Origin of the sequence: Micromonospora sp. WMMD723 (assembly GCF_049863385.1) — a bacterium.
Lineage (GTDB): Bacteria > Actinomycetota > Actinomycetes > Mycobacteriales > Micromonosporaceae > Micromonospora > Micromonospora wenchangensis.
The window spans coordinates 3597546-3621173 of the sequence record NZ_JBMKNR010000001.1 but is presented as its reverse complement, the minus strand read 5'-3'; the positions used below and the strand labels follow the sequence as shown (position 1 = coordinate 3621173).

General features: G+C 72.0%; 21 protein-coding genes and 1 pseudogene. 6 read left to right on the top strand and 16 right to left on the bottom strand.

The window, feature by feature from the left end; genetic code table 11:
- Nucleotides 1-129: 129 nt before the first annotated feature.
- Nucleotides 130-969: a GNAT family N-acetyltransferase gene (locus tag ACN261_RS16380; protein ID WP_421486200.1), complete on the bottom strand. Its 840-nt coding sequence runs from the start codon at nt 967-969 to the stop codon at nt 130-132.
- 129 nt (nt 970-1098) lie between these two features.
- On the opposite strand from ACN261_RS16380, the gene ACN261_RS16375 reads away from it, so the two are divergent.
- A complete protein-coding gene (locus ACN261_RS16375) occupies nt 1099-1677 on the top strand; it encodes a PadR family transcriptional regulator (RefSeq protein WP_421489103.1) in 579 nt (192 codons plus the stop codon).
- 202 nt (nt 1678-1879) lie between these two features.
- On the opposite strand, the gene ispG is transcribed toward ACN261_RS16375, so the two are convergent.
- The 7 genes from ispG to ACN261_RS16340 form a co-directional block, all read right to left on the bottom strand.
- A complete protein-coding gene (ispG, locus tag ACN261_RS16370) occupies nt 1880-3052 on the bottom strand; it encodes a flavodoxin-dependent (E)-4-hydroxy-3-methylbut-2-enyl-diphosphate synthase (protein ID WP_204923860.1) in 1173 nt (390 codons plus the stop codon).
- Nucleotides 3053-3061: 9 nt separating this feature from the next.
- A complete protein-coding gene (locus ACN261_RS16365; protein WP_421486198.1) occupies nt 3062-4303 on the bottom strand; it encodes a M50 family metallopeptidase in 1242 nt (413 codons plus the stop codon).
- Nucleotides 4303-5514: a 1-deoxy-D-xylulose-5-phosphate reductoisomerase gene (dxr, locus tag ACN261_RS16360; RefSeq protein WP_421486197.1), complete on the bottom strand. Its 1212-nt coding sequence runs from the start codon at nt 5512-5514 to the stop codon at nt 4303-4305. The genes ACN261_RS16365 and dxr overlap by 1 nt, the downstream gene beginning before the upstream one ends.
- Nucleotides 5515-5557: 43 nt before the next feature.
- Nucleotides 5558-6277 (bottom strand): Uma2 family endonuclease, encoded by a 720-nt coding sequence (locus ACN261_RS16355; protein ID WP_425850917.1) that lies wholly within the window; start codon nt 6275-6277, stop codon nt 5558-5560.
- A 206-nt stretch (nt 6278-6483) separates the two neighbouring features.
- On the bottom strand, nt 6484-6711 hold the full coding sequence (locus ACN261_RS16350) for a DUF397 domain-containing protein (RefSeq protein WP_363790274.1): 228 nt from the start codon (nt 6709-6711) through the stop codon (nt 6484-6486).
- 47 nt (nt 6712-6758) lie between these two features.
- Entirely contained in the window at nt 6759-6965 is a 207-nt protein-coding gene (locus ACN261_RS16345) for a DUF397 domain-containing protein (RefSeq protein WP_363790272.1), read from the bottom strand.
- On the bottom strand, nt 6956-7762 hold the full coding sequence (locus ACN261_RS16340; RefSeq protein ID WP_421486194.1) for a helix-turn-helix domain-containing protein: 807 nt from the start codon (nt 7760-7762) through the stop codon (nt 6956-6958). Before ACN261_RS16340 ends, ACN261_RS16345 begins: the two co-directional genes overlap by 10 nt.
- A gap of 150 nt (nt 7763-7912) precedes the next feature.
- Here ACN261_RS16340 and ACN261_RS16335 point away from each other — a divergent pair, with 150 nt between their 5' ends.
- Together ACN261_RS16335 and ACN261_RS16330 are read left to right on the top strand one after the other, a co-directional pair.
- Nucleotides 7913-8173 carry a hypothetical protein gene (locus ACN261_RS16335; RefSeq protein ID WP_425850914.1) on the top strand — a complete coding sequence of 87 codons (261 nt, stop codon included), beginning with the start codon at nt 7913-7915 and terminating at the stop codon, nt 8171-8173.
- 44 nt (nt 8174-8217) lie between these two features.
- Nucleotides 8218-8592 carry a hypothetical protein gene (locus ACN261_RS16330; protein ID WP_421486192.1) on the top strand — a complete coding sequence of 125 codons (375 nt, stop codon included), beginning with the start codon at nt 8218-8220 and terminating at the stop codon, nt 8590-8592.
- Between the two features lie 102 nt (nt 8593-8694).
- On the opposite strand, the gene ACN261_RS16325 is transcribed toward ACN261_RS16330, so the two are convergent.
- Nucleotides 8695-10269 (bottom strand): pectate lyase family protein, encoded by a 1575-nt coding sequence (locus tag ACN261_RS16325; RefSeq protein WP_425850912.1) that lies wholly within the window; start codon nt 10267-10269, stop codon nt 8695-8697.
- Nucleotides 10270-10785: 516 nt separating this feature from the next.
- On the opposite strand from ACN261_RS16325, the gene ACN261_RS16320 reads away from it, so the two are divergent.
- Nucleotides 10786-11703 carry a YhjD/YihY/BrkB family envelope integrity protein gene (locus ACN261_RS16320; RefSeq protein ID WP_421486190.1) on the top strand — a complete coding sequence of 306 codons (918 nt, stop codon included), beginning with the start codon at nt 10786-10788 and terminating at the stop codon, nt 11701-11703.
- A gap of 29 nt (nt 11704-11732) precedes the next feature.
- On the opposite strand, the pseudogene ACN261_RS16315 reads toward ACN261_RS16320, so the two are convergent.
- A pseudogene (locus tag ACN261_RS16315) lies at nt 11733-13814 on the bottom strand (MMPL family transporter); the annotation flags it as partial.
- Nucleotides 13815-14184: 370 nt separating this feature from the next.
- Here ACN261_RS16315 and ACN261_RS16310 point away from each other — a divergent pair.
- Nucleotides 14185-15786 carry a phytoene desaturase family protein gene (locus tag ACN261_RS16310; RefSeq protein WP_421486189.1) on the top strand — a complete coding sequence of 534 codons (1602 nt, stop codon included), beginning with the start codon at nt 14185-14187 and terminating at the stop codon, nt 15784-15786.
- 40 nt (nt 15787-15826) lie between these two features.
- Here the strand turns inward: ACN261_RS16310 and ACN261_RS16305 are convergent, their stop codons facing one another.
- Both ACN261_RS16305 and ACN261_RS16300 read right to left on the bottom strand, forming a co-directional pair.
- A complete protein-coding gene (locus ACN261_RS16305) occupies nt 15827-16504 on the bottom strand; it encodes a TMEM175 family protein (RefSeq protein ID WP_421486188.1) in 678 nt (225 codons plus the stop codon).
- A 158-nt stretch (nt 16505-16662) separates the two neighbouring features.
- Entirely contained in the window at nt 16663-18213 is a 1551-nt protein-coding gene (locus tag ACN261_RS16300; RefSeq protein ID WP_421486186.1) for a Rieske 2Fe-2S domain-containing protein, read from the bottom strand.
- A 261-nt stretch (nt 18214-18474) separates the two neighbouring features.
- Between ACN261_RS16300 and ACN261_RS16295 the strand changes: the two genes are divergently transcribed.
- The gene (locus ACN261_RS16295; RefSeq protein ID WP_088645513.1) at nt 18475-18696 is read left to right on the top strand and encodes a DUF2631 domain-containing protein; all 222 of its coding nucleotides are present in this window, start codon (nt 18475-18477) and stop codon (nt 18694-18696) included.
- A gap of 70 nt (nt 18697-18766) precedes the next feature.
- On the opposite strand, the gene ACN261_RS16290 is transcribed toward ACN261_RS16295, so the two are convergent.
- The 4 genes from ACN261_RS16290 to frr form a co-directional block, all read right to left on the bottom strand.
- The gene (locus tag ACN261_RS16290; RefSeq protein WP_421486185.1) at nt 18767-19999 is read right to left on the bottom strand and encodes a DivIVA domain-containing protein; all 1233 of its coding nucleotides are present in this window, start codon (nt 19997-19999) and stop codon (nt 18767-18769) included.
- A gap of 22 nt (nt 20000-20021) precedes the next feature.
- Nucleotides 20022-21173 (bottom strand): 23S rRNA (adenine(2503)-C(2))-methyltransferase RlmN, encoded by a 1152-nt coding sequence (gene rlmN / locus ACN261_RS16285; RefSeq protein ID WP_421486183.1) that lies wholly within the window; start codon nt 21171-21173, stop codon nt 20022-20024.
- Nucleotides 21174-21277: 104 nt separating this feature from the next.
- Nucleotides 21278-22561 carry a phosphatidate cytidylyltransferase gene (locus ACN261_RS16280; protein ID WP_421487023.1) on the bottom strand — a complete coding sequence of 428 codons (1284 nt, stop codon included), beginning with the start codon at nt 22559-22561 and terminating at the stop codon, nt 21278-21280.
- 494 nt (nt 22562-23055) lie between these two features.
- Nucleotides 23056-23613: a ribosome recycling factor gene (frr, locus tag ACN261_RS16275; protein ID WP_204923838.1), complete on the bottom strand. Its 558-nt coding sequence runs from the start codon at nt 23611-23613 to the stop codon at nt 23056-23058.
- Nucleotides 23614-23628 lie beyond the last annotated feature (15 nt).

Here is a 23628-nt window from a genome sequence, read left to right as displayed (position 1 = left end):
AAGATTGATCTTCAAGTTGACTCAAACCTCTTGATCAACTGACGCAAACCTCTTGATCACCGGGACGAGGCGGAGAAGTCGGGCGGGTGAACGCGGGCGGGCGCCCGGGGAGCAGGAGTGCCGGGATCGTCAGAAGAGGATGGTCGCGAGGGTGCCCACGCGGTGGAAGCCGCAGCGTTCGTAGACCCGGCGGGCGGGGCGGTTGAAGTCGTTGACGTAGAGGCTGACCGTGGGGGCGACCCGGAGCAGCGCGTCGCGGACCACGGCGGCCATCGCGGCGCTCGCGATCCCGCGTCCACGCCACGCGGGGGCCACCCAGACGCCCTGGACCTGGGCGGTACGGCGGGTCACCACCGCCAGCTCGGCCTTGAACACGACCTCACCGTCGACCATGCGGGCGTACGCCCGGCCGGCGCGGACCAGGTCCTCGACCCGTCGGCGGTAGGCCCGGCCGCCGTCCTCGGCCAGCGGTGAGACGCCGACCTCCTCGGCGTACATGGCGACCGCGGCGGGGAAGAGCAGGTGCACCTCGTCGGGGCGGACCCGGCGCACCTCGGGGTCGACCGCGATGGCGGGCGGGGTGTCGGTGGCCAGCAGCGGCTGGTTGGGGCGGACGTCGCGGGCCGGCCCCCAGTGGTCGGCGAGCCGGTCCCAGAGGCCGAGCACCGCGTCGGCCCGTCCGACGATGGAGGAGCAGAGCCGCTCCTCGCCGGAGAGCTGCTCGGCGAAGGCGGCGACGGCGGAGTCGGTGGCGAGGATCGGGGTGAGGTTGCCGCCGAGCCAGCAGATCGACTCCAGGTTGCGGCGGGTGCCGTAGCCGAGGATCCGGCCCTCGGCCCGCCACCAGGCCAGGCCGCGTGCGGAGACCCGCTCGGCGACCTGCGCGCCCGCGTACGGGTCGAGGTCGAGCAGCCGCTCGACGGCGCGCCGCTCCGACTCTCCCAGTTGGCGTACCGGCACCGTCAGCACGGTTACCAGCCTGCCAGATCCGGGCGGTGGTTCGCCGGGCGACCGGCACAGCCGCCAAGGGACTTGTCGCCAACACATTGCCGATATATCGTTGATGCATCAGCGACAGCACAACGAAAGGACGACACGATGGGATTCCACCGTCGGATCCACGCACTGCAGGAGGCCCGGCAGCGCGGCTTCGGCTTTCCGCCCATGCCCCCCGGCCCGCACGGGCACGGAGGCTGGGGCGGCGGCCGGGGCGGGCGGGGGCGGGGCCGGGGACGCCGACCCAACGTCCGGGCCGCCGTGCTAGCCCTGCTCACCGAGCGGCCGATGCACGGCTACGAGATGATCCAGGAGATCGACTCCCGCACCGGCGGGGCCTGGCGGCCCAGCCCGGGGTCGATCTACCCGACGCTGCAACTGCTGGAGGACGAGGGCGTCATCGCCGCCAGCACCGATCCGGCCGGCGGCGGGCGCAAGCGGTTCGACCTGACCGACGCCGGCCGGGAGGAGGCCACCACGGCCGCGCAGACCCCGCCCTGGGCCGAGTTCGCCGAGGACACCGTCAACAGCTGGCACGACATCCGCGACGCGGGCGCGCAGGCCATGCACGCGCTGCGCCAGGTGATGATGACGGGCACCGACGACCAGCGGGAACGCGCCGCCCAGGTGCTCGACGAGACCCGCCGCAAGCTGTACGCGATCCTCGCCGAATCCGAGTGACCGCCGGGCACGACCCGGCACCCCGGCCACCGTCGACGTCCGGGCCCGGCACGGCGAACCCGCCGTGCCGGCCCGGACCACCACATGACCCGAGCCGGGCCACCACGACCCCGGCCCGGGTCGCCAGGCATCCCGGCGACAATCGCCGCGTACGCGGAAAGGGCGGCCCCCCACCGGGAGGGCCGCCCTTTCCGACGGTGGATCAGTGCACGGTGACGGTGGGGCCGGGGATCAGGTCGCGCAGCTCCTCGGGGATCTCCGCGCCCATCTCGTCGGCGATGCGCAGCGCCTCTTCGATCAGGGTCTCGACGATCTGCCCCTCGGGGACGGTCTTGACGACCTGCCCCTTGACGAAGATCTGCCCCTTGCCGTTGCCGGAGGCGACGCCGAGGTCGGCCTCGCGGGCCTCGCCCGGCCCGTTCACCACGCAGCCCATCACGGCGACCCGCAGCGGGACGGGCAGCCCCTCCAGGCCGGCGGTGACCTCCTCGGCGAGCTTGTAGACGTCCACCTGGGCCCGGCCGCACGACGGGCAGGAGACGATCTCCAGCCCGCGCTCGCGCAGCCCCAGCGACTCCAGGATCTGGTTGCCGACCTTGATCTCCTCGACCGGCGGGGCCGACAGCGACACCCGGATGGTGTCGCCGATGCCCTCGGCCAGCAGCGCCCCGAAGGCGACGGCCGACTTGATGGTGCCCTGGAACGCCGGGCCGGCCTCGGTCACCCCCAGGTGCAGCGGATAGTCGCACTGCTCGGCGAGCTGACGGTACGCCCGGATCATCACCACCGGGTCGTTGTGCTTGACCGAGATCTTGATGTCCCGGAAGCCGTGCTCCTCGAACAGCGAGCACTCCCACAGCGCCGACTCGACGAGCGCCTCGGCGGTGGCCTTGCCGTACTTGGTGAGCAGCCGCTTGTCCAGCGAGCCGGCGTTGACGCCGATCCGGATCGGCGTACCGGCGGCGGAGGCCGCTGCCGCGATCTCCCTGACCTTGTCGTCGAACTGGCGGATGTTGCCCGGGTTGACCCGGACGGCCGCGCACCCGGCGTCGATCGCGGCGAAGACGTACTTCGGCTGGAAGTGGATGTCGGCGATCACCGGGATCTGCGACTTCTTCGCGATCGCCGGCAGTGCCTCCACGTCGTCCTGGCTGGGCACGGCGACCCGGACGATCTGGCAGCCGGACGCGGTCAGCTCGGCGATCTGCTGGAGGGTGGCGTTGACGTCGGAGGTGAGGGTGGTGGTCATCGACTGCACCGAGACGGGGGCACCGCCACCGACGGGCACCGAACCGACCATGATCTGGCGGCTGGCCCGGCGCGGGGCGAGTGGCGGGGGCGGCACGGCGGGCATACCGAGACTGACAGCGGTCACTTCAGGCACTCACCTTGTGAAGAGGGTGATGGGGTTGACGATGTCCGCGGTGGCGGTGAGCAGGGTGAACGCGCCACCGATGAGGATCACCGCGTACGTGATGGGCATCAGCTTGAGGTAGTCGACCCGACCGGGGTCGCGCCGGCCGATCCGGGCGTAGAGCCAGGAGCGGGCCCGTTCGAACCAGGCGATGGCGATGTGGCCGCCGTCCAGGGGCAGCAGCGGCAGCAGGTTGAACACGCCGACGAAGAAGTTCAGCGAGATGAACAGCAGGACCAGCAGCTGCCAGACGCCGTTCTCCAGGGCTTCGCCGCCGAGCCGGCTCGCGCCGACGACGCTGATCGGGGTGTCCTTGTCCCGCTCGCCGCCGGTGACGGCGGTCCACAGGGCGGGCACCTTGTCGGGGATGCGCTTGAGTGCCTCGTAGGTGCCGACGGCCAGGTCCTTGGTGTAGCCGGCGGTGGCGGGGATGGCCTCGACCGGGCCGTAGGTGACGTTCGCCGGGACGCCGGGCGGGAGCATCGGGCCGGCGACGCCGAGGGCGGAGACGGTGACCGGGGCGCCGTTCGGGTCGTCCAGCGGCTTGCGCTGCACCGCGGCGAGGTCGGCCCGGACCTGCCCGGCGACCCCGTCGCGTTCGTAGCTGATCGTCGCCGGCTGGCCCGGGGGCAGGTCACGGACGGTCTTGACCAGCGCGGCGTAGTCGGGGACGGCGATGCCGTTAACCGCGACGATCTTGTCGTCGTCGCGCAGCCCGGCCTGCTTGGCGGGGCTGACCGGGTCACCGGGGGCGCACTCGCGGACCGCGTCGGTGGGGATGACGCACTCGACGATCTTGACGTGCGCCGGGAGCGGGTTGGGCAGGTCCTTGTTGGGCAGGCCCATGAACATGGCGGCGAGCCAGATCGCGACGACGGCCAGCGCGAAGTGGGTGACCGAGCCGGCGGACATCACGATCGTCCGTTTCCAGACCGGGTAACGCCACATCGCCCGCTTCTCGTCGCCCGGTTCGACGTCGTCGTCCTGCGGCGTCATGCCGACGATCTTGCAGAATCCGCCGAGCGGGATGGCCTTGAGGCCGTACTCCGTCTCACCCCGGCGGAACGACCAGATGGTCGGCCCGAAGCCGACGAAGTAACGGGTGACCTTCATGCCGAACGCCTTGGCGGTCAACATGTGACCGGCCTCGTGCAGGCTCACCGAGATGAGGATCGCCAGGGCGATCACCACCACCCCGAGCAGATAGAGCATCAGGCTTCCTTCCCCGACCCCGAGATGATCTCCTGCGCGTGCGCGCGCGCCCACGATTCGGCGGCGAGCACGTCCTCGACGGTACCTGGTTCACCGAAATCGGGGGCGTCCTCCAAGACCCGTCCGAGGGTGTCGACGATGCCGAGGAACGGCAGCCGTCCGGCGACGAACGCCGCCACACACTCCTCGTTGGCCGCGTTGTAGACCGCCGGGCGGCAGCGGCCCGCCACGCCGGCCGCCTTGGCCAGCGCCACCGCCGGGAACGCCTCGTCGTCGAGCGGGGCGAACTCCCAGGTGTGGGCGGTGGTCCAGTCGACGGCGGTGGCGGCGTCGGGCACCCGGTCGGGCCAGCCGATGCCGAGCGCGATGGGCAGCCGCATGTCCGGCGGGCTCGCCTGGGCCAGGGTGGAGCCGTCGACGAACTCGACCATCGAGTGGATCACCGACTGCGGGTGCACCATCACGGTGATGTCGGCGTAGGGCACGTCGAACAGCTCGTGCGCCTCGATCACCTCCAGCGCCTTGTTGACCATGGTGGCCGAGTTGATCGTGACGACCGGTCCCATGTTCCACGTCGGGTGGGCGAGCGCCTGCTCCGGGGTGACAGCGGTCAGCTCGTCGCGCCGCCGCCCCCGGAACGGTCCGCCGCTGGCCGTGACGACCAGCCGCCGCACCTCGCCCCGGGTGCCGCCGCGCAGGCACTGGGCCAGCGCCGAATGCTCCGAGTCGACAGGCACGATCTGCCCCGGCCGCGTCACGGCGGCCTTCACCAGCGGGCCGCCGGCCACCAGCGACTCCTTGTTGGCCAACGCGAGGGTACGACCACAGCGCAGCGCGGCCAGCGTCGGCGCGAGCCCGAGCGACCCGACCACCCCGTTGAGGACCACGTCGCAGGGCCACTGCGCCAGCTCGGTCATGGCGTCCGGGCCGGCGATGATCTTCGGCAGCTTGAAGTCCCCGGTGGCCCAGCCGCGCCGGCTCGCCTCGGCATAGAAGGCGAGTTGGAGATCCTGCGCGGCGGACGCCTTGGCCACCCCGACGGCGTCCACGCCCAGTTCGAGCGCCTGGGTGGCGAGCAGCTCGACGTTGCCGCCGCCGGCACCGAGCGCCACCACCCGGAACCGGTCGGGGTTGCGCCTGACGATGTCGATCGCCTGGGTGCCGATCGAACCTGTGGAGCCGAGCAGAACGAGGTCCCGGGGAGTTGTCACCCGGTCATTCTGCCCCGTACGCGCTGTGCGCCGGCTGGGAGCCTCACCGCTCGACGTCACCCTCCCCGCCCGCCCCCCGACCCAGCGGTTCCGCCTCCTCGACCGGTGCCTCCTCACCCAGCAGGTCGGCCGGATCGATACTGAACGCGAAGGGCTGCCGCATGACGAACGTCGTCCCGGCGGCAGCCGCCGCGACCGGCCGGTACTCCCCGTCGGTCAACTCGAAGAGCGCGATGGTGGGCACCCGGTTACGCAGGTCGACGCGGAGGAAGAACGGGACACCGGCGGCGGCGTACTCACGGGGCCGGTCGATCACGTCCTTACGCCTGTTACCCGGGGAGACGACCTCGCCGAGCAGCACGGCGTGGCCGATGTCCATCGTCGTCCGCCCGCCACCGGGAGCGTCGAGGATCACGATGTCCGGAATGAAGAGGTCGGCACCGGAAACGATGTTGGCTTCGGCGTACAGCCACAGTTTTTCCCGGCGGGCCGCCTGCTTGAGCAGGTAGGCCAGATCCAACTCGGCGTTCTGATGGTCGTATCCGGCATGTGGGGTCACGATCACGCTTCCGCTCAGGACTTCAACCTTGGGACCGTTGGTCTCCGGCAACAGGTCGAGGGCGAGCTGGGCGGTCCACGGCTCGTCGTGCCAGCGCAGCGCGTCGAACGACGGCCCGGGCGGCCGGTCGATCGACCCCGGCGACGGCGACGTCGGGTCGGGCGACTGCGGTGCCGGCTCGGGCGCGAATGCGGCCTGGGCCATCCGGGCTCACCCCCTCAGCGGAACATCCTGCTGGTCCCAGCCTAATCGCCGCGGCCCCCGGAGCCGCCCGTCGCACCGCCAGTGCGTCCCGGTCAGCCCACGACCTCCCCGCCCGTCGGCCAGATCCAGCGCCTGATCAACACATCGGGGCCGATACAGGGGTGTCGGCGGCGATCCTTACCCCAATATCGGCCCCGTTGAGTCGATCATCCTGCCGGACGGCAGACATGTCGGGCGGGGTTGAGGTCACCCGACCGGGTCGCGGCCACGAAGCCAGCCCAGGAGGCGGGCGGGAAGGTCAACGCGGGGCCACCACGGTCCTTGCTGTCCCGCACCCCGACCACCAGCGGCAGATTCGTCGCCACCTCCACACAGGTGGAGCCACCGTTGTCGCTGCGGGTCGACTTGCGCCAGACTGCACCGGTCAAGTCCATGACTTCGCCAACTCCGCCATCGACGCCATCGGGCCGTGACGAGCCGGTCACTGGCGGACGCCGAGGGTGCCCGCCCTGGTCGCGGCCACGAAGCCGGCCCAGGAGGCGGGCGGGAAGGTCAACGCGGGGCCACCACGGTCCTTGCTGTCCCGCACCCCGACCACCAGCGGCAGATTCGTCGCCACCTCCACACAGGTGGCACCGCCATTGTCGCTGCGGGTCGACTTGCGCCAGATCGCGCCGGTCAGCTCCATGACTTCGCCAACTCCCGTATCAGATCCCGGGAGGCCCGCCGGGGCAGCGCCTCGCCCCGCAGGTTCTCCCACCTGCGTTGAAGGCTATCAACGTCATCTGGACGATCGGTGACCTGCGCTCGCAGTGGGGTGTCCAGGTGCGCGACCTCGCCGCCCTCGGGCGTGCGAGCCAGGATGAACGGTCCGGCCAGGCCGGCGTGCATACCGGCATCCGCTGGCACCACATGCACGCTGATGTGTGCGTGTTCAGTCAGCCGCAGCAAATGCTCGAACTGCCCGATCATGACCGCCGGCTCACCGACCGCCCGACGAAGGACCGCCTCGTCAACCACGGCCACGAATTCCGGTGGAGGCTCCCGCTTCAGCACGGACTGTCGCTCCAGACGCGCTGCGAGTCGCTGCTCGGTTTCTCCCTCCCGCAGCATTCCGCCACCGTGCAGCACGGCACGGGCGTACGCCTCGGTCTGCAACAGACCCGGGATGAGGGACGGCTCGAACCAGCGGATCAAGGTCGCCTCCCGCTCCACGCTGATCCATTCCCGAAACCACGGGGGTGCGGAGTCGGCGCGGACCAGGGCGAGCAACCGTTCGAAGAGGCCGCCGGCCTCCAGGGCGGCGTCCGCGCGGGTGATGAAGTCCTGCGACGGCGTACGGTGGCCGATCTCGACCATGCCCACCAGCGACGACGAGTAGCTGATCCGTTGGGCCAGATCTTCCTGACTCAGCCCGCGCTCCCTGCGCGCCCGGCGCAGCTCCGCCCCGAGGAATTCCAGGGTCGACATCGGTCCACCGGTCATCACACCTCCACCACACGTCTGCCACCCACCGCCAGCGATGGCCACGGGACCGGACCCGGCCGGCACAGTCCACGCTGAGGTCCCGCGCCGCCTTCCGACAGTAGTCGCGTCCACACCAGAGTGTGAACAGGCATACGGAAGGAGCGGCGGATGAGGAAGCGCGACAGGCCGGTACCGGTGACGCCACGGCATCGGCGGGACTGGTCCCGGTGGGGTCGGCACTGCACCTGTGGGCTGCGCTGGCCGTGCCCGGACCGGCTGGCCGGCGTACCGCTGCGGGAACCGCCACCACCCACGCCGCCCGCGCCCCGCCCTCACCTGTGGAACGGCCCCACCGCCGCCTACTGGGTGGGCACGGCGGGACTGGTCACCCGGGGGCAGGCCCGCCGGGCGAACGGCCGACACCGGTGACCCCGCCGACGGGCGGCGCACGGCGCGGACGACCGACGTCGGCCGTGACGCCGCCGGACGACGCACGACGGGAACGGCCGCTGTCGGCGGTGACCCCGCCGGTGGACGGGGCACGGCGGGGGCGGTCGGCGGCGGTCCCGGCGGCCGGCCCGGGTCGGCACGTCGCCGCGCGGCCCGCCTGGCGGTGCCGGGCCTGTGCCGCCCCGTGGCCGTGCCAGCCGGCCAAGCTGAGCCTCCGCCGGGAGTACGCCCGGGATCGGCCGGCGCTGTCCATCTACCTCTGCCTGCTGATGCACGACGCGATCACCGATGCGCTGCGGGTCGGCACCGGCCCGGTCGACCCGGCCGCCTACTTCACCCGGTTCATCGCCTGGACCCGCCACGGCCGGCCGCCGCCCCGGTCATCGCCCACCCGTTGATCGACACAAGGGGGCCGATGTGGGGTGTTCCCGTCGACCGGACACCCCTACATCGGCCCCATTAGTTGATCATCGCCCCGGGACCGGCCCGGGGGCGACGGGTCAGGCGTAGGTTTCGAACTCGGCGACCTTCGGGGTGGCGGCAGAGCTGTTGATCCGGAAGGTGACCTTCTTCAGCGAGGTACGGGCGAAGGTGATCACCCCGGCCCGACTGCCGGAGGCCAGCACCGCGCCGGTGTCGCCGTTGAGCACCTGCCAGGAGGTGACGCTGCCGGCCGAACCCGACGCCTCCCGGATGTTGATCGAGGAGATGCTGGTCGCGGAGCCCCACTTGATCGAGATGTCCCCGGTCGACCCGGCCGGCGACCAGAAGGTGCCCAGGTTGCCGTCGCGGACGTCGCCGTAGCTCGTACCGCTGGCCTTGCTGGAGCCGTCGGAGCCGGCACCGATGCTGAGGTTGGTCCCGCCGGGGGCGCTGGTGGGCGGCGGGGTGGTCGGCGCGGGGGTGGTCGGAGCCGGCGTGGTCGGCGCGGGCGTGGTCGGGTTCGGGGTGGTCGGGGCCGGGGTGGTCGGCGTGCAGCTCCCGTTGGACTCCTTGAGGCCGGTGTTCGCGCCGGCCGTCTGGCGGACGATGTCCGGCACGCAACTCGCCCCGTCGAGGCGGTACGAGTACGGGATGCTGACGCTGGTGTTGGACGGCATGCCCGGGCCGGCGGGGTTGGTCTCGCTGCCGGGGCTGGACCAGGTCACGTTGTCCAGGATGTTGCCGCTGGCCTGCCAGTAGCCGGCCTCGCTGGTGTAGAAGGTGCCCAGCACGTCCCGGGAGTTCCTGAAGTAGTTGTTCTCCACCTTGGCCCGCGCGCCGGCCCGGGAGTTGATCCCCGACTCGTTGAGCTGCACGTACGAGTTGTTGTAGATGTGCGCGATCCCGCCCCGCAGCAACGGGGTACGGGAGTCGATGTTCTGGTAGAGGTTGTGGTGGAAGGTGACGAAGCCGTTGCCCCGGTCGCTCTCGCTGGAGCCGATCAGGCCGCCCCGGCCGGAGTTGCGCAGGATGCTGTACGACAGCGTCACGTACTGGACGTCGTCCTTCATGTCGAACAGCCCGTCGTAGCCCTCCGACTCGCCACCCGACGCCTCCAGCGTGACGTGGTCGACCCAGACGTTGCGCACGCTGCTCTCCATGCCGATGGCGTCACCGCCGTTGGAGAGGGGCGAGCCCGACTTCTTGACGTTCCGCACCGTCACGTTCTGGATGATGATGTTGCGGGAGTCGCGGAGGTGGATGCCGAGCTGGTCGAAGACCGCCCCGCTGCCGACCCCGACGATGGTGACGTTGCTGATCTCCTTCAGCTCGATCCTGTCGGCGGCGGTGTTGCAGCTGTTGCCCGACACCTTCGTGGTGTTGCCGTGGTTGATCGTGCCCTGCACCTCGATCACGATCGGGGTGCTGCTGCTGGCCCGGTTGCACAGCGCCGCGTGGATCGCGGTTCCGGTGCTGGCCCGTACGGTCTGCCCGCCCGCGCCGCCGGTGGTGCCGCCGTTCTGGGTGGCGTAGCCGCTGGCGCTGCCGGCCGCCGCCGACGCCTGGTGCACCGGCAGGGCCACGCAGATCGCGGCACCGACGGCGGCCGTGGCCAGCCCCGCCTGGACTCGTCGTGCAACTGGTCGTCTCATCCTCGCGTCACCTTTCTCATTACCTGGTGGTGGTGCCGCTGCCGGGTGGTGTGGTGCCCGGTCGGGCGGCGGTGATGACGGTGGTCCTGGTGGACCTCTGCGCGCCGGGGACGGGCCGGGCCTTCGCGGCCGTCAGGCGGAGTCGGCGGCCGGCCAGGGATGTCTGCGCCGATGTACCGGGTCGACCCGCTCACCGTGCTGCCGCGCACGGCGAACTGGCGCCTGCGGCGGTGGTGGAACTCGCCGCGGCACCCGCACTGAGCATCTGGAAAGCGCTTTCCACAAGCGAGGATAGGGCGACGTCTATGGACACCGCAAGACGTCGTCCGGATTGCGGCTAATGATCGCCTACCCGCCGGCCAGGCCACTATTGATCCACTCGCCGGGGCTGATGTTGCGCCATCCCGGCGTTCCGACACCGCACCATCGGCCCAGTTGAGCCGATCATGGCCGGTGGACGGTCGTGACGCGGGATCGTGATGCGTGGCAGCGGGCGACAGGGGGAAGAACATCGCGATGGGCGACGCATGGCAGCGTACGAAGCGGATCACCAGCGCCGCGTTCCGGCCGGTACGGGGGCGGGACCTCTCCCTGCACGCCGCCGCCATCACCTTCTACGGGGCGATCGCCGTGGTGCCGGTGGCCCTGCTGGCGATCTGGCTGACCTCGCTGGTGGCCGGCGCGGACCGGGTACGCCGGCTCACCGCGTACGCCGTGGAGACGCTGCCGGACGCGATCGGTGCGCCCGAAGCGGTGGACGCGCTGGTCAACGCCGGGGTGCAGTTGACCCCGCTGCTGGCGCTGGCCTCCCTGCTGCCCGCCTCGCTCTACGGTGAGGGGCTGCGCCGGGCGTTCGTCTCGGTCGCCGTCGCCCCCAACCCGGACGAGTCGCTGGTCGGCTGGCGGGGCCGGTTGCTGCTGCTGCCGCTGCTCGCCCCCGCCCCCGCCCTGCTGCTGTCGATCCTCATCGCGCTGCCCACCACCACCCGGTTGATCCGGCAGGGCGGCTGGGTCGCCGCGCTGGGCATCGTGCTGTCGTTCCTGGCCGTGTGGCTGGTGCTCACCCCGGTGCTGATGTGGGTGTTCCGGGTGGTCGGGCCGGCCTCACCCGACTGGCTGTCGACGTTGGCGGTCGGCTCGTTCACCGCCGCCAACCTCTCCGGCTTCCTGCACGGCTTCGTGCTGTTCTGTTCGCTCCCGCTGGATCTCGGGGTGCCGTTCGGCGGCTTCGACCCGGTCGGGGCCGGCGTCGCGGTGCTGCTCTGGCTCTACCTGTTCCACGTGATCGTGCTGGCCGGCTACTCGGCCACCCTCGCGTTGTCCCGCTGGCGGGCCCGCCGCGCCGCCGCCTCCGGGGCGACGACCGGAATCGTCGGCTCCGAGGCGTCGGGGGTGGGCGACGCCGCCGGGTCGTCGGTCTCGCGCAGGCCGTAGCGGGCCCAGAACCGGGCCAGGGGTGCCGGGGCCCACCAGTTCCACCGGCCCAGCAGCCGCATGGTGGCCGGCACGAGCAGCGCCCGGACCAGGGTCGCGTCCACCACGATCGCCACGATCATGCCGACGCCGATCAGCTTGATGTAGGCCATCCCGCCGGTGGTGAAGCCGGCCACCACGATGATCAGCAGCAGCGCGGCGGCGGTGATGATCCGGCCGGTACGTTGCAGGCCGGTGGCGACCGAGGCGGTGTTGTCGCCGGTGCGGTCCCACTCCTCGCGGACCCGACTGAGCAGGAACACCTCGTAGTCGGTGGCCAGCCCGAACAGCACCGCGAGCATGAGGATGAGGTTGCTCGGCTCGATGAACCCGGTGGAGGTGAAGCCGAGCGGGCCGGACAGGTGCCCGTCCTGGAAGATCCAGACCACCACGCCGAACGACGCGCCGATCGACAGCAAATTCATCAGCACCGCCTTGACCGGCAACACCACCGAGCCGAACGCGAGGAAGAGCAGCAGCAGGGTCGCGCCGGCCATCAGCAGGGCCATCCACGGCAGCCGGTCGCCGAGGCTGTCCAGCAGGTCGACGTCGGCGGCGGGCCGCCCGCCGACCAGCACCTGCGCCCCGTCCGGGCCGGGCAGGTCGCGCAGCGCCCGCACCAGGTCCCGGGCGGCGTCGCCGGTCGGCTCCCCCGGGTAGCTCACCGACAGCAGGGTGGACTCCCCCTTCGTCGCCGTGACCTGGACCCCGGTCACCCCCGGCAGCGCCGCGATCCGGTCGGCGAACGGGCGTACCGCGTCGGCGGGCGCGCCGGAGACCAGCACCTCGACCGGGGCGATCGTGCCGCCGGGGAACTCGGCGGCGATCCGCTCGGAGACCACCCGGGGCGCGGCGTCCGCCGGCAGCACCCGCTCGTCGACCCCGCCGAAGGTGATCCGCGCGAACGGGGTGGCCAGCACGCCGAGCAGCAGCGCGACCCCCACCAGGTACAGCGCCGGTCGGCGCATCACGCTGCGCGCGATCCGGGCCCACGCGCCGCCGGCCGCACCCGCCGCCGGCCGCCCACCCCGCGTCCCCCGCCGCCACGGCAGCGGTACGCGCACCGCGTCCACCCGGTGGCCGAGCACCACCAGCAGGGCCGGCAGCACGGTGAGCGCGGCCAGCATGGCGATCAGCACGGCGGCCATCCCGCCGAAGCCCATCGACCGCAGGAACGGCTGCGGGAAGATCAGCAGGCTGGCCATGGCGAGCGCGACGGTCAGCCCGGAGACGAAGACGGTCCGGCCGGCGGTGAGCATGGTGCGGCGGATCGCCTCGGCGACGGACCGGCCGGCGGCCAACTCCTCCCGGAACCGGCTGACGATGAACAACGCGTAGTCGACAGCCATCCCGAGCCCGATCAGGGTGATCACGTTGATCGCGAAGATCGACACGTCGGTGACCAGGTTGACCAGGCGGACCGCGAGGAACGCGCCGAGGATGGCCAACCCGCCGACGAGCAGCGGGGTGCCGGCGGCGACCAGCCCACCGAAGATCAGCACGAGCAGCACCAGCAGCACCGGCATGGACAGCAGCTCGGCACGGGTGACGTCCTCGGTGCTCTGGGTGGTGGCCGCCTCCTGGAACGCCACCAGCCCGCCGACCTCGGTGCGCAGGCCTGGCGCGTCCAGCGCGGGGCGCAGCGCCGCGAACTGTGCCGAGCGGGCGTCCTCGTCGCCGCCGGTGAGCTTGACCAGCGCGTAGGTGGCCCGGTGGTCGGTGGCGACCAGCGCGGGCGCGGGCGCGTCGTACCAGGTGGTCACCTCGGCCACCTCGGCGCGCTGACGCAGACCGGCCACCGTGGCGGTCACCGGGTCGCGGAACTGCGGGTCCTCGACGGTGACGGTGTCGCTGGACCACAGGACGATCACGTCCGCGCCCTGCCTGCCGAGTTCGGCGGTGACCCGCTGCACGGTCCGGCTGGACTCGCTCGACGGGTCGTCGAAGCCACCCCCGCTCAGCTCGCCGAAGACGCCGGTGCCCCAGCCCGCCCCGACGGCGATCAGCACCCCGGCGACGGCCAGCACCGCCCACCGGGCGCGTACCACGACCCGCCCCCACCAGGCGAACATCGGCCTCTCCCCTCGTCGACCCGCCGACCCGTCGTTGCCCGCGTCCGGGCCGTCCGGCCGGCGTCGGCCCCGCAGCGATCGCCGTCCACTATCGCAACAACCGTTCACGTTCGACGGGCCGGGCCGGTCGCCCCCGGGTCACCGGAGCGGGCGGGGCACCGCTTCCCGTGGTGACCGGTATGCCTGTGGGTCATATTCATGCCGCACAGGCATACCGTGTTCCGCGCCTGATGCCGCCGACACCCGCTCGCCCCGGGTCAGCCAGGACCCCGGCCCGGGTCAGCAGGCCGACCCGGATCAGCCGGGCGGCCCGCAACAGCCGGTCGAGCCGGCAGACCTCACGCCGCGTACCGCACTAGGCTGCGCAGGCATGAGCGATGCGAGTGAGCTGCCGTCCCGCGCCGACGTCGTGATCGTCGGATCGGGGCACAACGGGCTGGTCTCCGCCGTCCTGCTGGCCCGCGCCGGGCTGGACGTGCTGGTGCTGGAGGCGGCGGAGGTGATCGGCGGGGCCACCCGCACCGAGAACCCGTTCCCGAAGGTGCCCGCGCTGCGCCACTCCACCGGGTCGTACCTGCTGGGGTTGATGCCGCCGGAGCTGCTCGCCACCCTCGACGTCCGCATCCCGGTGCTGCGCCGGGACCCGCACTACTTCCTGCCCACCCCGGGCGGGCCCGGCGCGCCGTACCTGCTGTTCGGCAGCGACACCGCGGCGACCCGGCGGCAGCTCACCGAGTTCTTCTCCTCCGCCGACGTGGCCGCCGACGACGCGCTCCAGACCGAGCTGGCGCAGCTGCGCGCCGACCTGGCCCCGGCCTGGCTGGCCGAGCCGCTGCCGGTGGAGCAGACCGCCGAGCGCTACGTCCGCCCCGAGCTGCGGCAGGTCTTCGTCGACCTGGTCCGTGGTTCCGTCGCCGACTACCTGGCCCGTTTCGACTTCCGCTCCGAGCTGCTGGTCAGCATGTACGCGGTCACCGACGGGTTGTCCGGGCTCAACGCCGGACCGGACGACCCCGGCACCGGCCACAACTTCCTGGTGCACAACATGTGCCGGCTGCCCGGCGCGGACGGCACCTGGATGATCGCCGAGGGTGGGATGGGCACCGTCTCCCGCACCTTCGCCGAGGCCGCCCGCGCCGCCGGAGCGACCATCCTGACCGGTGCCCGGGTCGACGCCGTCACCCTGTCCGGGGGCGCGGCGTCGGGTGTCCGGCTCGCCGACGGGCGGGAGGTCGCCGCCGAGGTGGTACTCGGCGCGTGTGACCCGTACCGGCTGATGGAGCTGGTGCCCGACGGCGCGCTGCCGGCGGAGCTGGGCGCGCGGATGGCGGCGGTCCGCCGGCCCGGCACCACCCTCAAGCTCAACCTGGCGCTGACCGGGCTGCCCAGGTTCTCCTGCCTGCCGGCCGACGCGCCCAGCCCGTTCGGGTCCACCATCCACCTGCTCCCCGGGTCGGCGTCGCTGGTCGGGGGCGGCGGCGAGTCACCGATGGCGGCGCTGCGGGCGATGTGGGCCGACGTGCGGGCCGGGCGGCTGCCCGACGAGCCGACCATCGAGTGGTACCTGCACACCACCGTCGACCCGTCGCTGTCCGACCCGGCCGGGCACCACTCGTCGGCGCTGTTCGTCCAGTCGGTGCCCTACACGCTGGCCGGCACCGACTGGGACACCGCGCTGCCCGGCTACGTCACCCGGCTGGTGGAGATCTGTGAACGGTACGCCCCGGGCACCGGTGACCTGATCGCCGACGCGGTGCCGCTGCCCCCGCCCGGCATCGAGGCGCACTTCGGCATCACCGGCGGGCACATCCACCACGTCGACAACACCGTCTCGTTCACCGACCGGATGCCGTACGCCACCGGCATCGACGGGGTGTACGCCGGCAGCGCCGGCTGCCATCCGGCGGGCAGCGTGATCGGCGCGGCCGGCCACAACGCCGCCCAGCGCATCCTCGCCGACCTGGGCCGCTGACGCCCGACCGGCCGTTGACCCCGACCGGTCCGGCCTCCGCTCAGGCGGGGGTCGGCCGGGAGGAGGGCAGGTCGCCGGGGCCCCGGACCAGGTAGAGCCCGGTGAGCAGGAAGTACGCCGCGAGGCTGAGCACCGGGTCGACGAACGAGATGCCGAACGCGACGACGTACAGCACCGGGCCGAGCAGGAACCGGCGGGCCACGGCGCGGGCCAGCCGGGGGTCCAGCCCGGGGTCGAGCAACCGACGACGCCGGGCCCACCACCAGCTCAGGTTGAAGAACAGCGCCTCGCCGAGCACCGTGCCCACGTAGAGCGCGGCGGTCAGCCGCTGGTCGGCGACGGTGCCCCGCAGGTTGTCGGCGAGCAGGCTGGCCGCGAACGGGATGGCCGCGACGAACAGCAGCAACAGCAGATTGAGGACGAGCAGCATCTGGTCGACCTTGACGACGTACCGCCACATGTTGTGGTGGGTCAACCAGACCTGCCCGACGATCACGAACGTGATCACGTACGCCAGGTAGGCGGGCCACTCGTGGAACAGCGCCCCGGGCAGGTCCTGGCCCTCGGGCCGCTGCGGGCTGAGTTGGAGCAGCTCCACCGCCATCAGGGTGAGCACGATCGCGATCACCGCGTCGCTGAACGCCTCCACCCGCGACGCGTCCCGCTCCTTCTCCCGCCGCTGCCCGAACTCGTACGCCCCCTCCTCATCCTCCCCCACCCCACCCCCTACGCCCACCCTCACCCTCCGCCCTCCATGCCTGTGTCGATCATGGAGTTGTGGTGCCCGGGGTGTACCGGTTCAGGGCCTTTGCGGCCCAGCACAACTCCATGATCGCCGGAAACGGGGGTGGGGTGGGGTGGGACGGGGGTGGGGGGTTAGGGGGTTTGGGTGCGGGCGGCGCGGATCTTGTGGCCGACGCTGGTGAGGCAGCGGCCGGAGGGGAGGTCGAACTTCCAGCCGTGCAGCTGGCAGGTGAGCTGGTCGCCCTCGACGATGCCGAACCGGGTCAGGTCCGCCTTCAGGTGCGGGCAGCGGCGCTGCACCACCCAGTCGCCCAGGGTGACGTCCTCGGCGTCGACGGCCCGCTCGTGCTCGTCGTACCAGCCCTCGGCGTACTGGAGGCGCTCGGTGGACAGGCACTTGAAGAAGGCGTAGACGAACTCGTTGTACTGCCCGATCCGGGCCGCCGAGAAACGGCAGGACAGGAAGAGCGAGTTGACCCAGTCGACCTCGTCGATGTAGAGCAGGTGCTCGATCAGCGCCCGCTCGGTACGGAACCGGTACCGGACCTTCTCGTCGGCGTACGGCCGGACCTGCTTGCCGGGGAAGTCCACCACGATCGACTCGACGCTGTCGCCGTCGTAGCCGACCAGGTCGAAGCGGACCGGGCCGCCGACCCCCTTGGCCAGGTAGATCGACTCGTCGAGCAGCGGCTCGATCCGGCGCTTCATCCCGGCCAGCACGTCGATCTCGGGGTGCCGCCAGGACGCCTTCTCGGCCTCGATGACGCCGCGCTTACGCTCCCGCATCTCCTCCAGGTGCGCGGTCTTGTTCGCGAAGAACTCCTCGACCGGCTGCGGGTGGGTGGTGGTCGCGCCGGAGGTGGTCACCTCGGCGACGCTGCCCGGCAGCAGCACGATGCCGTTGGTGCCGCCGACCTTCGCGTACTCGGACAGGAACACCGACTGGTCCGGGAAGATGTTGCCCTCGTCGCCGTGGATGTCGTTGAACTGCCACAACGCGTCGTCGAGGAAGCACGGCGGGCCGGCGATCGGGAAGACGTGGTCGGCCTTCAGGTCGTCGATGTAGCGCCAGGTCCGGTCGAACTGCCGCTCCCGCTTCTGCTTGCCGAACGCGGTCTTCGCCGCCTGCGGCAGCTCGTAGACCATCGGGTACCAGATCGCGCCGGAGAACTGGAGCAGGTGCGCGTGCACGTGGCCCAGCTCGGCGAAGACGGTCAGGTCGGTGGGGCGGGCGTCGTTCTGGTTGAGCAGCCGGACCCCGTCGTACTCCACCCAGAGCGACGAGTCGCCGATCGGGCCGTCGGTCGGGCTGGTCAACGCCTGGATCATGATCTTCAGGCCACCGTCCAGCTCCACCACCTGCTCGTTGGGGGCCCGCAGGAACTTCGTGAAGCCCAGCGCCCGCAGCTCGTCCTCCATCTCCGAGGTGGGGAACTCGGGCAACAGGACGGTGGCGTCCTTCGAGACGAACTCGCGCAGGTGCTTGGCGTCGAAGTGGTCCCGGTGCAGGTGCGACACGTACAGGTAGTCGACCCGGCCCAGGGTCTCCCAGTCGAGCAGGGAGTTGTCGGGGAACGGGAACCACGAGGCGAAGTAGGCCGGATTGACCCACGGGTCGCACAGGATGCTGCCCGCAGCCGTGTCGATCCGCATGCTGGCGTGTCCCGTACCGGTCACTCGCACCGCAGTCCCCCTCAAACAGACAATCAAGGTGTACGTCAGAACGCTACCGGAGGCAGTGTGGTCGACGGCCCGCGACGCCGGTAGAGCCGACCCGCCCCACCGGAAGGGGACCTTGGGCCCGGGTACCACCCCGGCCGGCCATCCCACCCGGTGGCGTGGTCCTGCGCCGCACCGCGCCCCCAGCAGGGCGGACCCCGCACCGGGCCCGGGGCGGGGCGTGCCAGACTAACCGGAGATCCGATCGCGAGGGAAGGACCGACAGTGGCAGGAAGCGAGCCGGTAACCGCGCCAGATCAGCACAGGCCCGGGCACCGCAAGGCCGGGCGGATCGGCGCGGTGCTCTCCGCGTTGGCGCTGCTGGCGATGCTGTGCGGCAACCACGAGGGCAAGGTCGAGGACATCTGGCTGGTCGGCCTGGCCGTGCTGTTGCTGGCGATCGTCGTCGGCGACGCCGTGCTGCGTCGCAGCGGGCTGCGCTCCTGACGCACCGCCCCCCGCAACGCCACGAGGGCCCATCCCCGGTCGGGGGTGGGCCCTCGTCACGTGTGGTGGATCACCGGCCGAAGAGGATGTCCTGCACGTCCTTGAGCGCGGCGTCGACCTCGGCCTCGAAGTAGCCGCCCGGTACCAGCCCGAAGCGCAACGTGTCCAGGTCCTTCGGGTTGACCGGCATCTGGTTGCGGCCCTGCATCCCACCGAGCAGGCTCTCGAAGAACCGGTCCACCTGGTCCGGGTCGTACCCGCTGCCGAACCGGCGCACCTGGAAGCTGCGCCGGATCTGGTCGACCCGGTACAGCTCGCTGCCCGGCGGGCCGGCCATCGGCGGACCCACCATCGGCGGGCCGCCGACCGGCGGACCCATCGGCGCGGGCGGGCCACCCAGCGGCGGGCCACCCAACGACTGCGGCGGCATCGGCGGCGGGCCGGCCGGGCCCCGGCCACGCATGTCCCGGGGGTCGCGGTCCAGCATGGGGTCCCGCTCCGGCATCCGGTCCCGGTCGGGCATGCGGTCCCGGTCCGGCATGCGGTCGTACTCGGGCATCCGGTCGCGGTCCAGCATGCGGTCCCGCTCCGGCATGCGGTCCCGGTCGGGCATCCGGTCCGGCATGCGGTCCCGGTCCGGCATCCGGATCTCGGCGGTCATGTCGGCACGGCCGTGCCGACCGGCCTCGAACCCGTCGAAACGCTGCTCGTCGGGGGGTGGGCCGTAGCCACTGCCCGGACCGGCCGGCAGACCACGCGGCGGCGGGCCACCGTGACCCATCGGCGCACCCGGACCGGGGCCCATCGGGCCGCCGGGGCCCGGCCCCAACTGGCCGCGTGGAGCGTCGTACCCGCCACGCGGGGCGTCGTAGCCGCCGGCGAAGGCGCCGGTCGGCTCGTCGTAGCGGCTGCCGTAGCGGTCGGGTGGGCCGGGCTGCGCCGGCATGGCGCGCGGCGGCATCGGCGGCGGGGTCTGCGGGAGGCCCCGGTGGTCGTCACGCATCGGCGGGGCGAGCCGGTCCACGCCGCGCGGGTCGGCACCGCGACCGGCCGGGGCGGACCGTTCCTCCAGCTCGGCCAGCTGCCGCTCCACCCGGTCCAGGTGCAGGTCGACCTGCCACTCGTCGTAACCGTTGAAGCGGACCCGGAAGACGACGTCGTGGACCTCCTGGGAAGCCACCGGAGCACCGACCGGCTGACCGGCGAGGGTCGCCTCCACCCGATCCAGGAAGGCGTCGACCTCGTCGACCTTGTAGCCCCGGCGGAGCGCCTTACGCCGGAAACGCTGACCCTGACTCGCCACTATGTCTCCTGGTCTCGTACCGCTACGCCCGGTCGCGCCCACGCGGCGCTTCGCTGTCACTGTCCCCCGCGGCAGCCAACTGCCCGCACGCACCGTCGATCTCACGCCCCCGGGTGTCACGCACCGTGGTGGACACGCCGGACCCGCGCAACCGTCGGACGAACTCCCGTTCCACCGGCTTGGCGCTGGCGTCCCACCGGCTGCCCGGCGTCGGATTGAGCGGGATGAGGTTGACGTGCGCCGACCGTCCGGCCAACAGGCGTCCGAGCAGGTCGGCCCGCCACGGTTGATCGTTCACGTCCTTGATCATCGCGTACTCGATCGACACCCGGCGGCCCGTCGTCGCCGCGTAGTCCCACGCTGCGTCCAGCACCTCGGCTACCTTCCAGCGCTGGTTGACCGGCACGAGTTCGTCGCGCAGCTCATCATCGGGCGCATGCAGCGACAACGCAAGGGTCACCGAGAGGTCTTCGCTGGCCAGTCGGCGGATGGCCGGCACCAGACCGACCGTGGAGACGGTGATGTGACGCTGCGACAGACCCAGCCCCTCCGGGGCCGGCGCGACCAGCCGCCGGATCGCCGTGACGACCCGGGAGTAGTTGGCCAACGGCTCACCCATGCCCATGAACACGACGTGGGACAGCCGGGGCGGCGAACCGGCCACCGCGCCCGAGGCGGCGACGCCGGCCAGGTAGACCGCCTGGTCGACGATCTCGGCGGCGGAGAGGTTGCGGGTCAGCCCGGCCTGGCCGGTGGCGCAAAACGGGCAGGCCATGCCGCACCCCGCCTGGCTGGAGATGCAGACGGTGACCCGGTCCGGGTAGCCCATCAGCACGCTCTCCACCAACGAACCGTCGTGCAGCCGCCACAGCGCCTTGCGGGTGGCGCCGTCGTCGCAGGCCAGCTCGCGGACCGGGGTGAGCAGCCGGGGCAGCAGCGCCCCCGCCAGCCGGTCCCGGCTGGCCGCCGGCAGGTCGGTCATCTCCGCCGGGTCGCGGACCAGTCGACCGAAGTAGTGGTGGGAGATCTGCCGGGCCCGGAAGGCCGGCTCGCCCAGCTCGGTGACGAGCGCCTTCCGGCCCGGCAGATCGAGATCGGCCAGGTGCCGGGGAGGCATCGCCGGGCGGCGGCCGGGGGCGTCGGGGTCAACGGGGATCACAGGCAGGCTCGTCATGGCTGGTCCAGTCTGTCACGCCGTGTGCCGCAGCCGCCCGTCCGGAGGCGCCGAATCGACCCCCACCGCCGGGACCGTCCGGGTGGCACCGCGTGATTCATCCCTCAGCCCACCGCCGGTACGAGGACCGCCAGCAGCAGATAAGCGGTGGGTACGGCGAACAGGATCGAATCCAGCCGGTCCATCAGCCCCCCGTGCCCCGGTAACAGGCTGCTCATGTCCTTCACGCCCAGATCCCGTTTGATCATCGACTCGGCGAGGTCACCCAGCACCGCCGCCACCGAGACCGCCACCCCGAACAGCGCGCCCCACCAGGGGGCCACGTCGAAGAGCAACCAGATCAGCAGGGCGCTGCCGACGGCCGCCGCGACGATCGAACCGGCGAACCCCTCCCAGGACTTCTTCGGGCTGATCCGGGGTGCCATCGGGTGCTTGCCGAAGTTCGCCCCGGCGGCGTACCCGCCGGTGTCGGAGAGCACCACGCCGGCCACGGTGACCAGCACCCGCAACGGGCCGTCGCCGGGGGCCGCCGCGAGCATCGCCGCGAAGCCGCCCAGGAACGGCACGTAGACCGCGATCAGGGTGGCCGCGGTGATGTCCCGTTGGAAACCGGCCGGACCGTCACCCAACCGCCAGATCATCGTGCCCAGCACGGTGACCAGCAGGCCCAGGCTCAGCGCGTCGGGGCCGGCGAACCAGGCCAGCCCGATGGTGAGCACACCACCGGCGAGCAGCGGCACCAGCGGCGGATGGGCGCCGCTGCGCCGTACCGCGCGGGCCATCTCCCAGATGCCGACCCCGATCGCGCCGGCCAGCACGGCCAGGAAACCGGGGAGGAAGAAGAAGAGCGGAACCAGGACCAGCGCACCGAGCCCGAGCCCGACCCCGATCGCGGCCGGCAGGTTGCGCCCGGCCCGGCCGGTCGACGGCTGCCCGGTGGCGGGCCGCTCGGCGCTGGCCCGCCGCCGGCCCCGGGACCGCCGGCCGGGCGGTGGCTCCTGCGGGTCGGCGTCGGCCTCCGGCCGGACAGCGTCGTCGTCCCGGACGGGGGTGAACGGCGGCGCGGTGGGGACGGCGTCGTCGCGGACCGGAGGCAGCTGGGCGGTCGGGGCGTCGTCGTCGCGGACCGGGGGTAGCTGCGAGGTCGGGGCGTCGTCGTCGGCGAACGGCCGCCCGGCCGGCGGCGGGTCGTACGGACCGTCAGGCGACTCGTCGTGCCGGCGCACGGGCGGTCGGGGCGGAGCCTGCGGCACCGCGGACAGGTCGGTGCCCGACTGCCGGGGAGACCACGGTTCGACCTCCCGGTCCGGCCAGGGCAGCGCCGGGGGACGGTCGGACCGCTCCCAGCCACGGGGCTCGGTGCCGCTGTAGGGGTCGAGGGGGGACATCACGTACCGGACGACGGTACGAGTGCCACCACATGACGCAAGACCACAACCATCCCCTACCCGCGTGACTACTTCGGTTGACCGGCCCGACGACCGATCGATCCCCGCCGTTCACCGCCAGGTGGCCGGGAATCGTGCCGAGCCTACTGCACGGGCCGGCCGGGCACGGTGGACGCCGGGCCCGGTTGGCCAGCGGTGGCGTCCGTGCCGCCCGCCCGTCGGCCCCGTCGCGGCGGCCCGTCACCGCGCGGAGACGGTGGGTTCCGCGTGGTGTCCCCGCCGGCCCGAGCCCCGGGCGATCGGGGAGACGGTCCCCGCCGCCGACACCTCCACGACACGGCCACCTCCCCGACGGCGGTGACCTCACGACAGAGACCTCAACGACAGAGACCTCACGACAGAGACTTCAACGACGGCGGCGACCTCAACGACAGCGGCACCGGAGCGACGCCGCCGTCAGGCGGTGCCGCGCCGGTGCCGTGGCGGCCGGGAGGTCAGACCTCGAGCAGCTCCGACTCCTTGTGCTTGACCAGCTCGTCGACGGTGGCCACGTACCGCTGGGTCAGGTCGTCGAGTTCCTTCTCGGCGCGGCGGCCGTCGTCCTCGCCGACCTCGCCGTCCTTGACCAGCCGGTCCAGCTCTTCCTTGCCCTTGCGGCGGACGTTGCGGACCGCCACCTTGGCTTCCTCGCCCTTGTGCCGGGCCACCTTGATCATTTCGCGGCGGCGTTCCTCGGTCATCTGCGGGAGCAGGATGCGCAGCTGGTTGCCCTCGTTGTTCGGGTTCAACCCGAGGTCCGAGTCGCGGATCGCCTTCTCCATGGCGTTGATCTGCGAGTTGTCGTACGGCTTGATGATGACCATGCGCGGCTCCGGCACCCCGATGGACGCCATCTGGGGCAGCGGGGTCGGCGTGCCGTAGTAGTCGATGATGACCTTGGAGAACATGGCGGCGTTGGCGCGGCCGGTACGGATGGCGCCGAACTCCTCCTTGGCGTGCTCGACCGCACGCTCCATCTTCTCCTCGGCCTCGAGGAGGGTGTCGTCGATCACCGGTCTCCTCGCCTC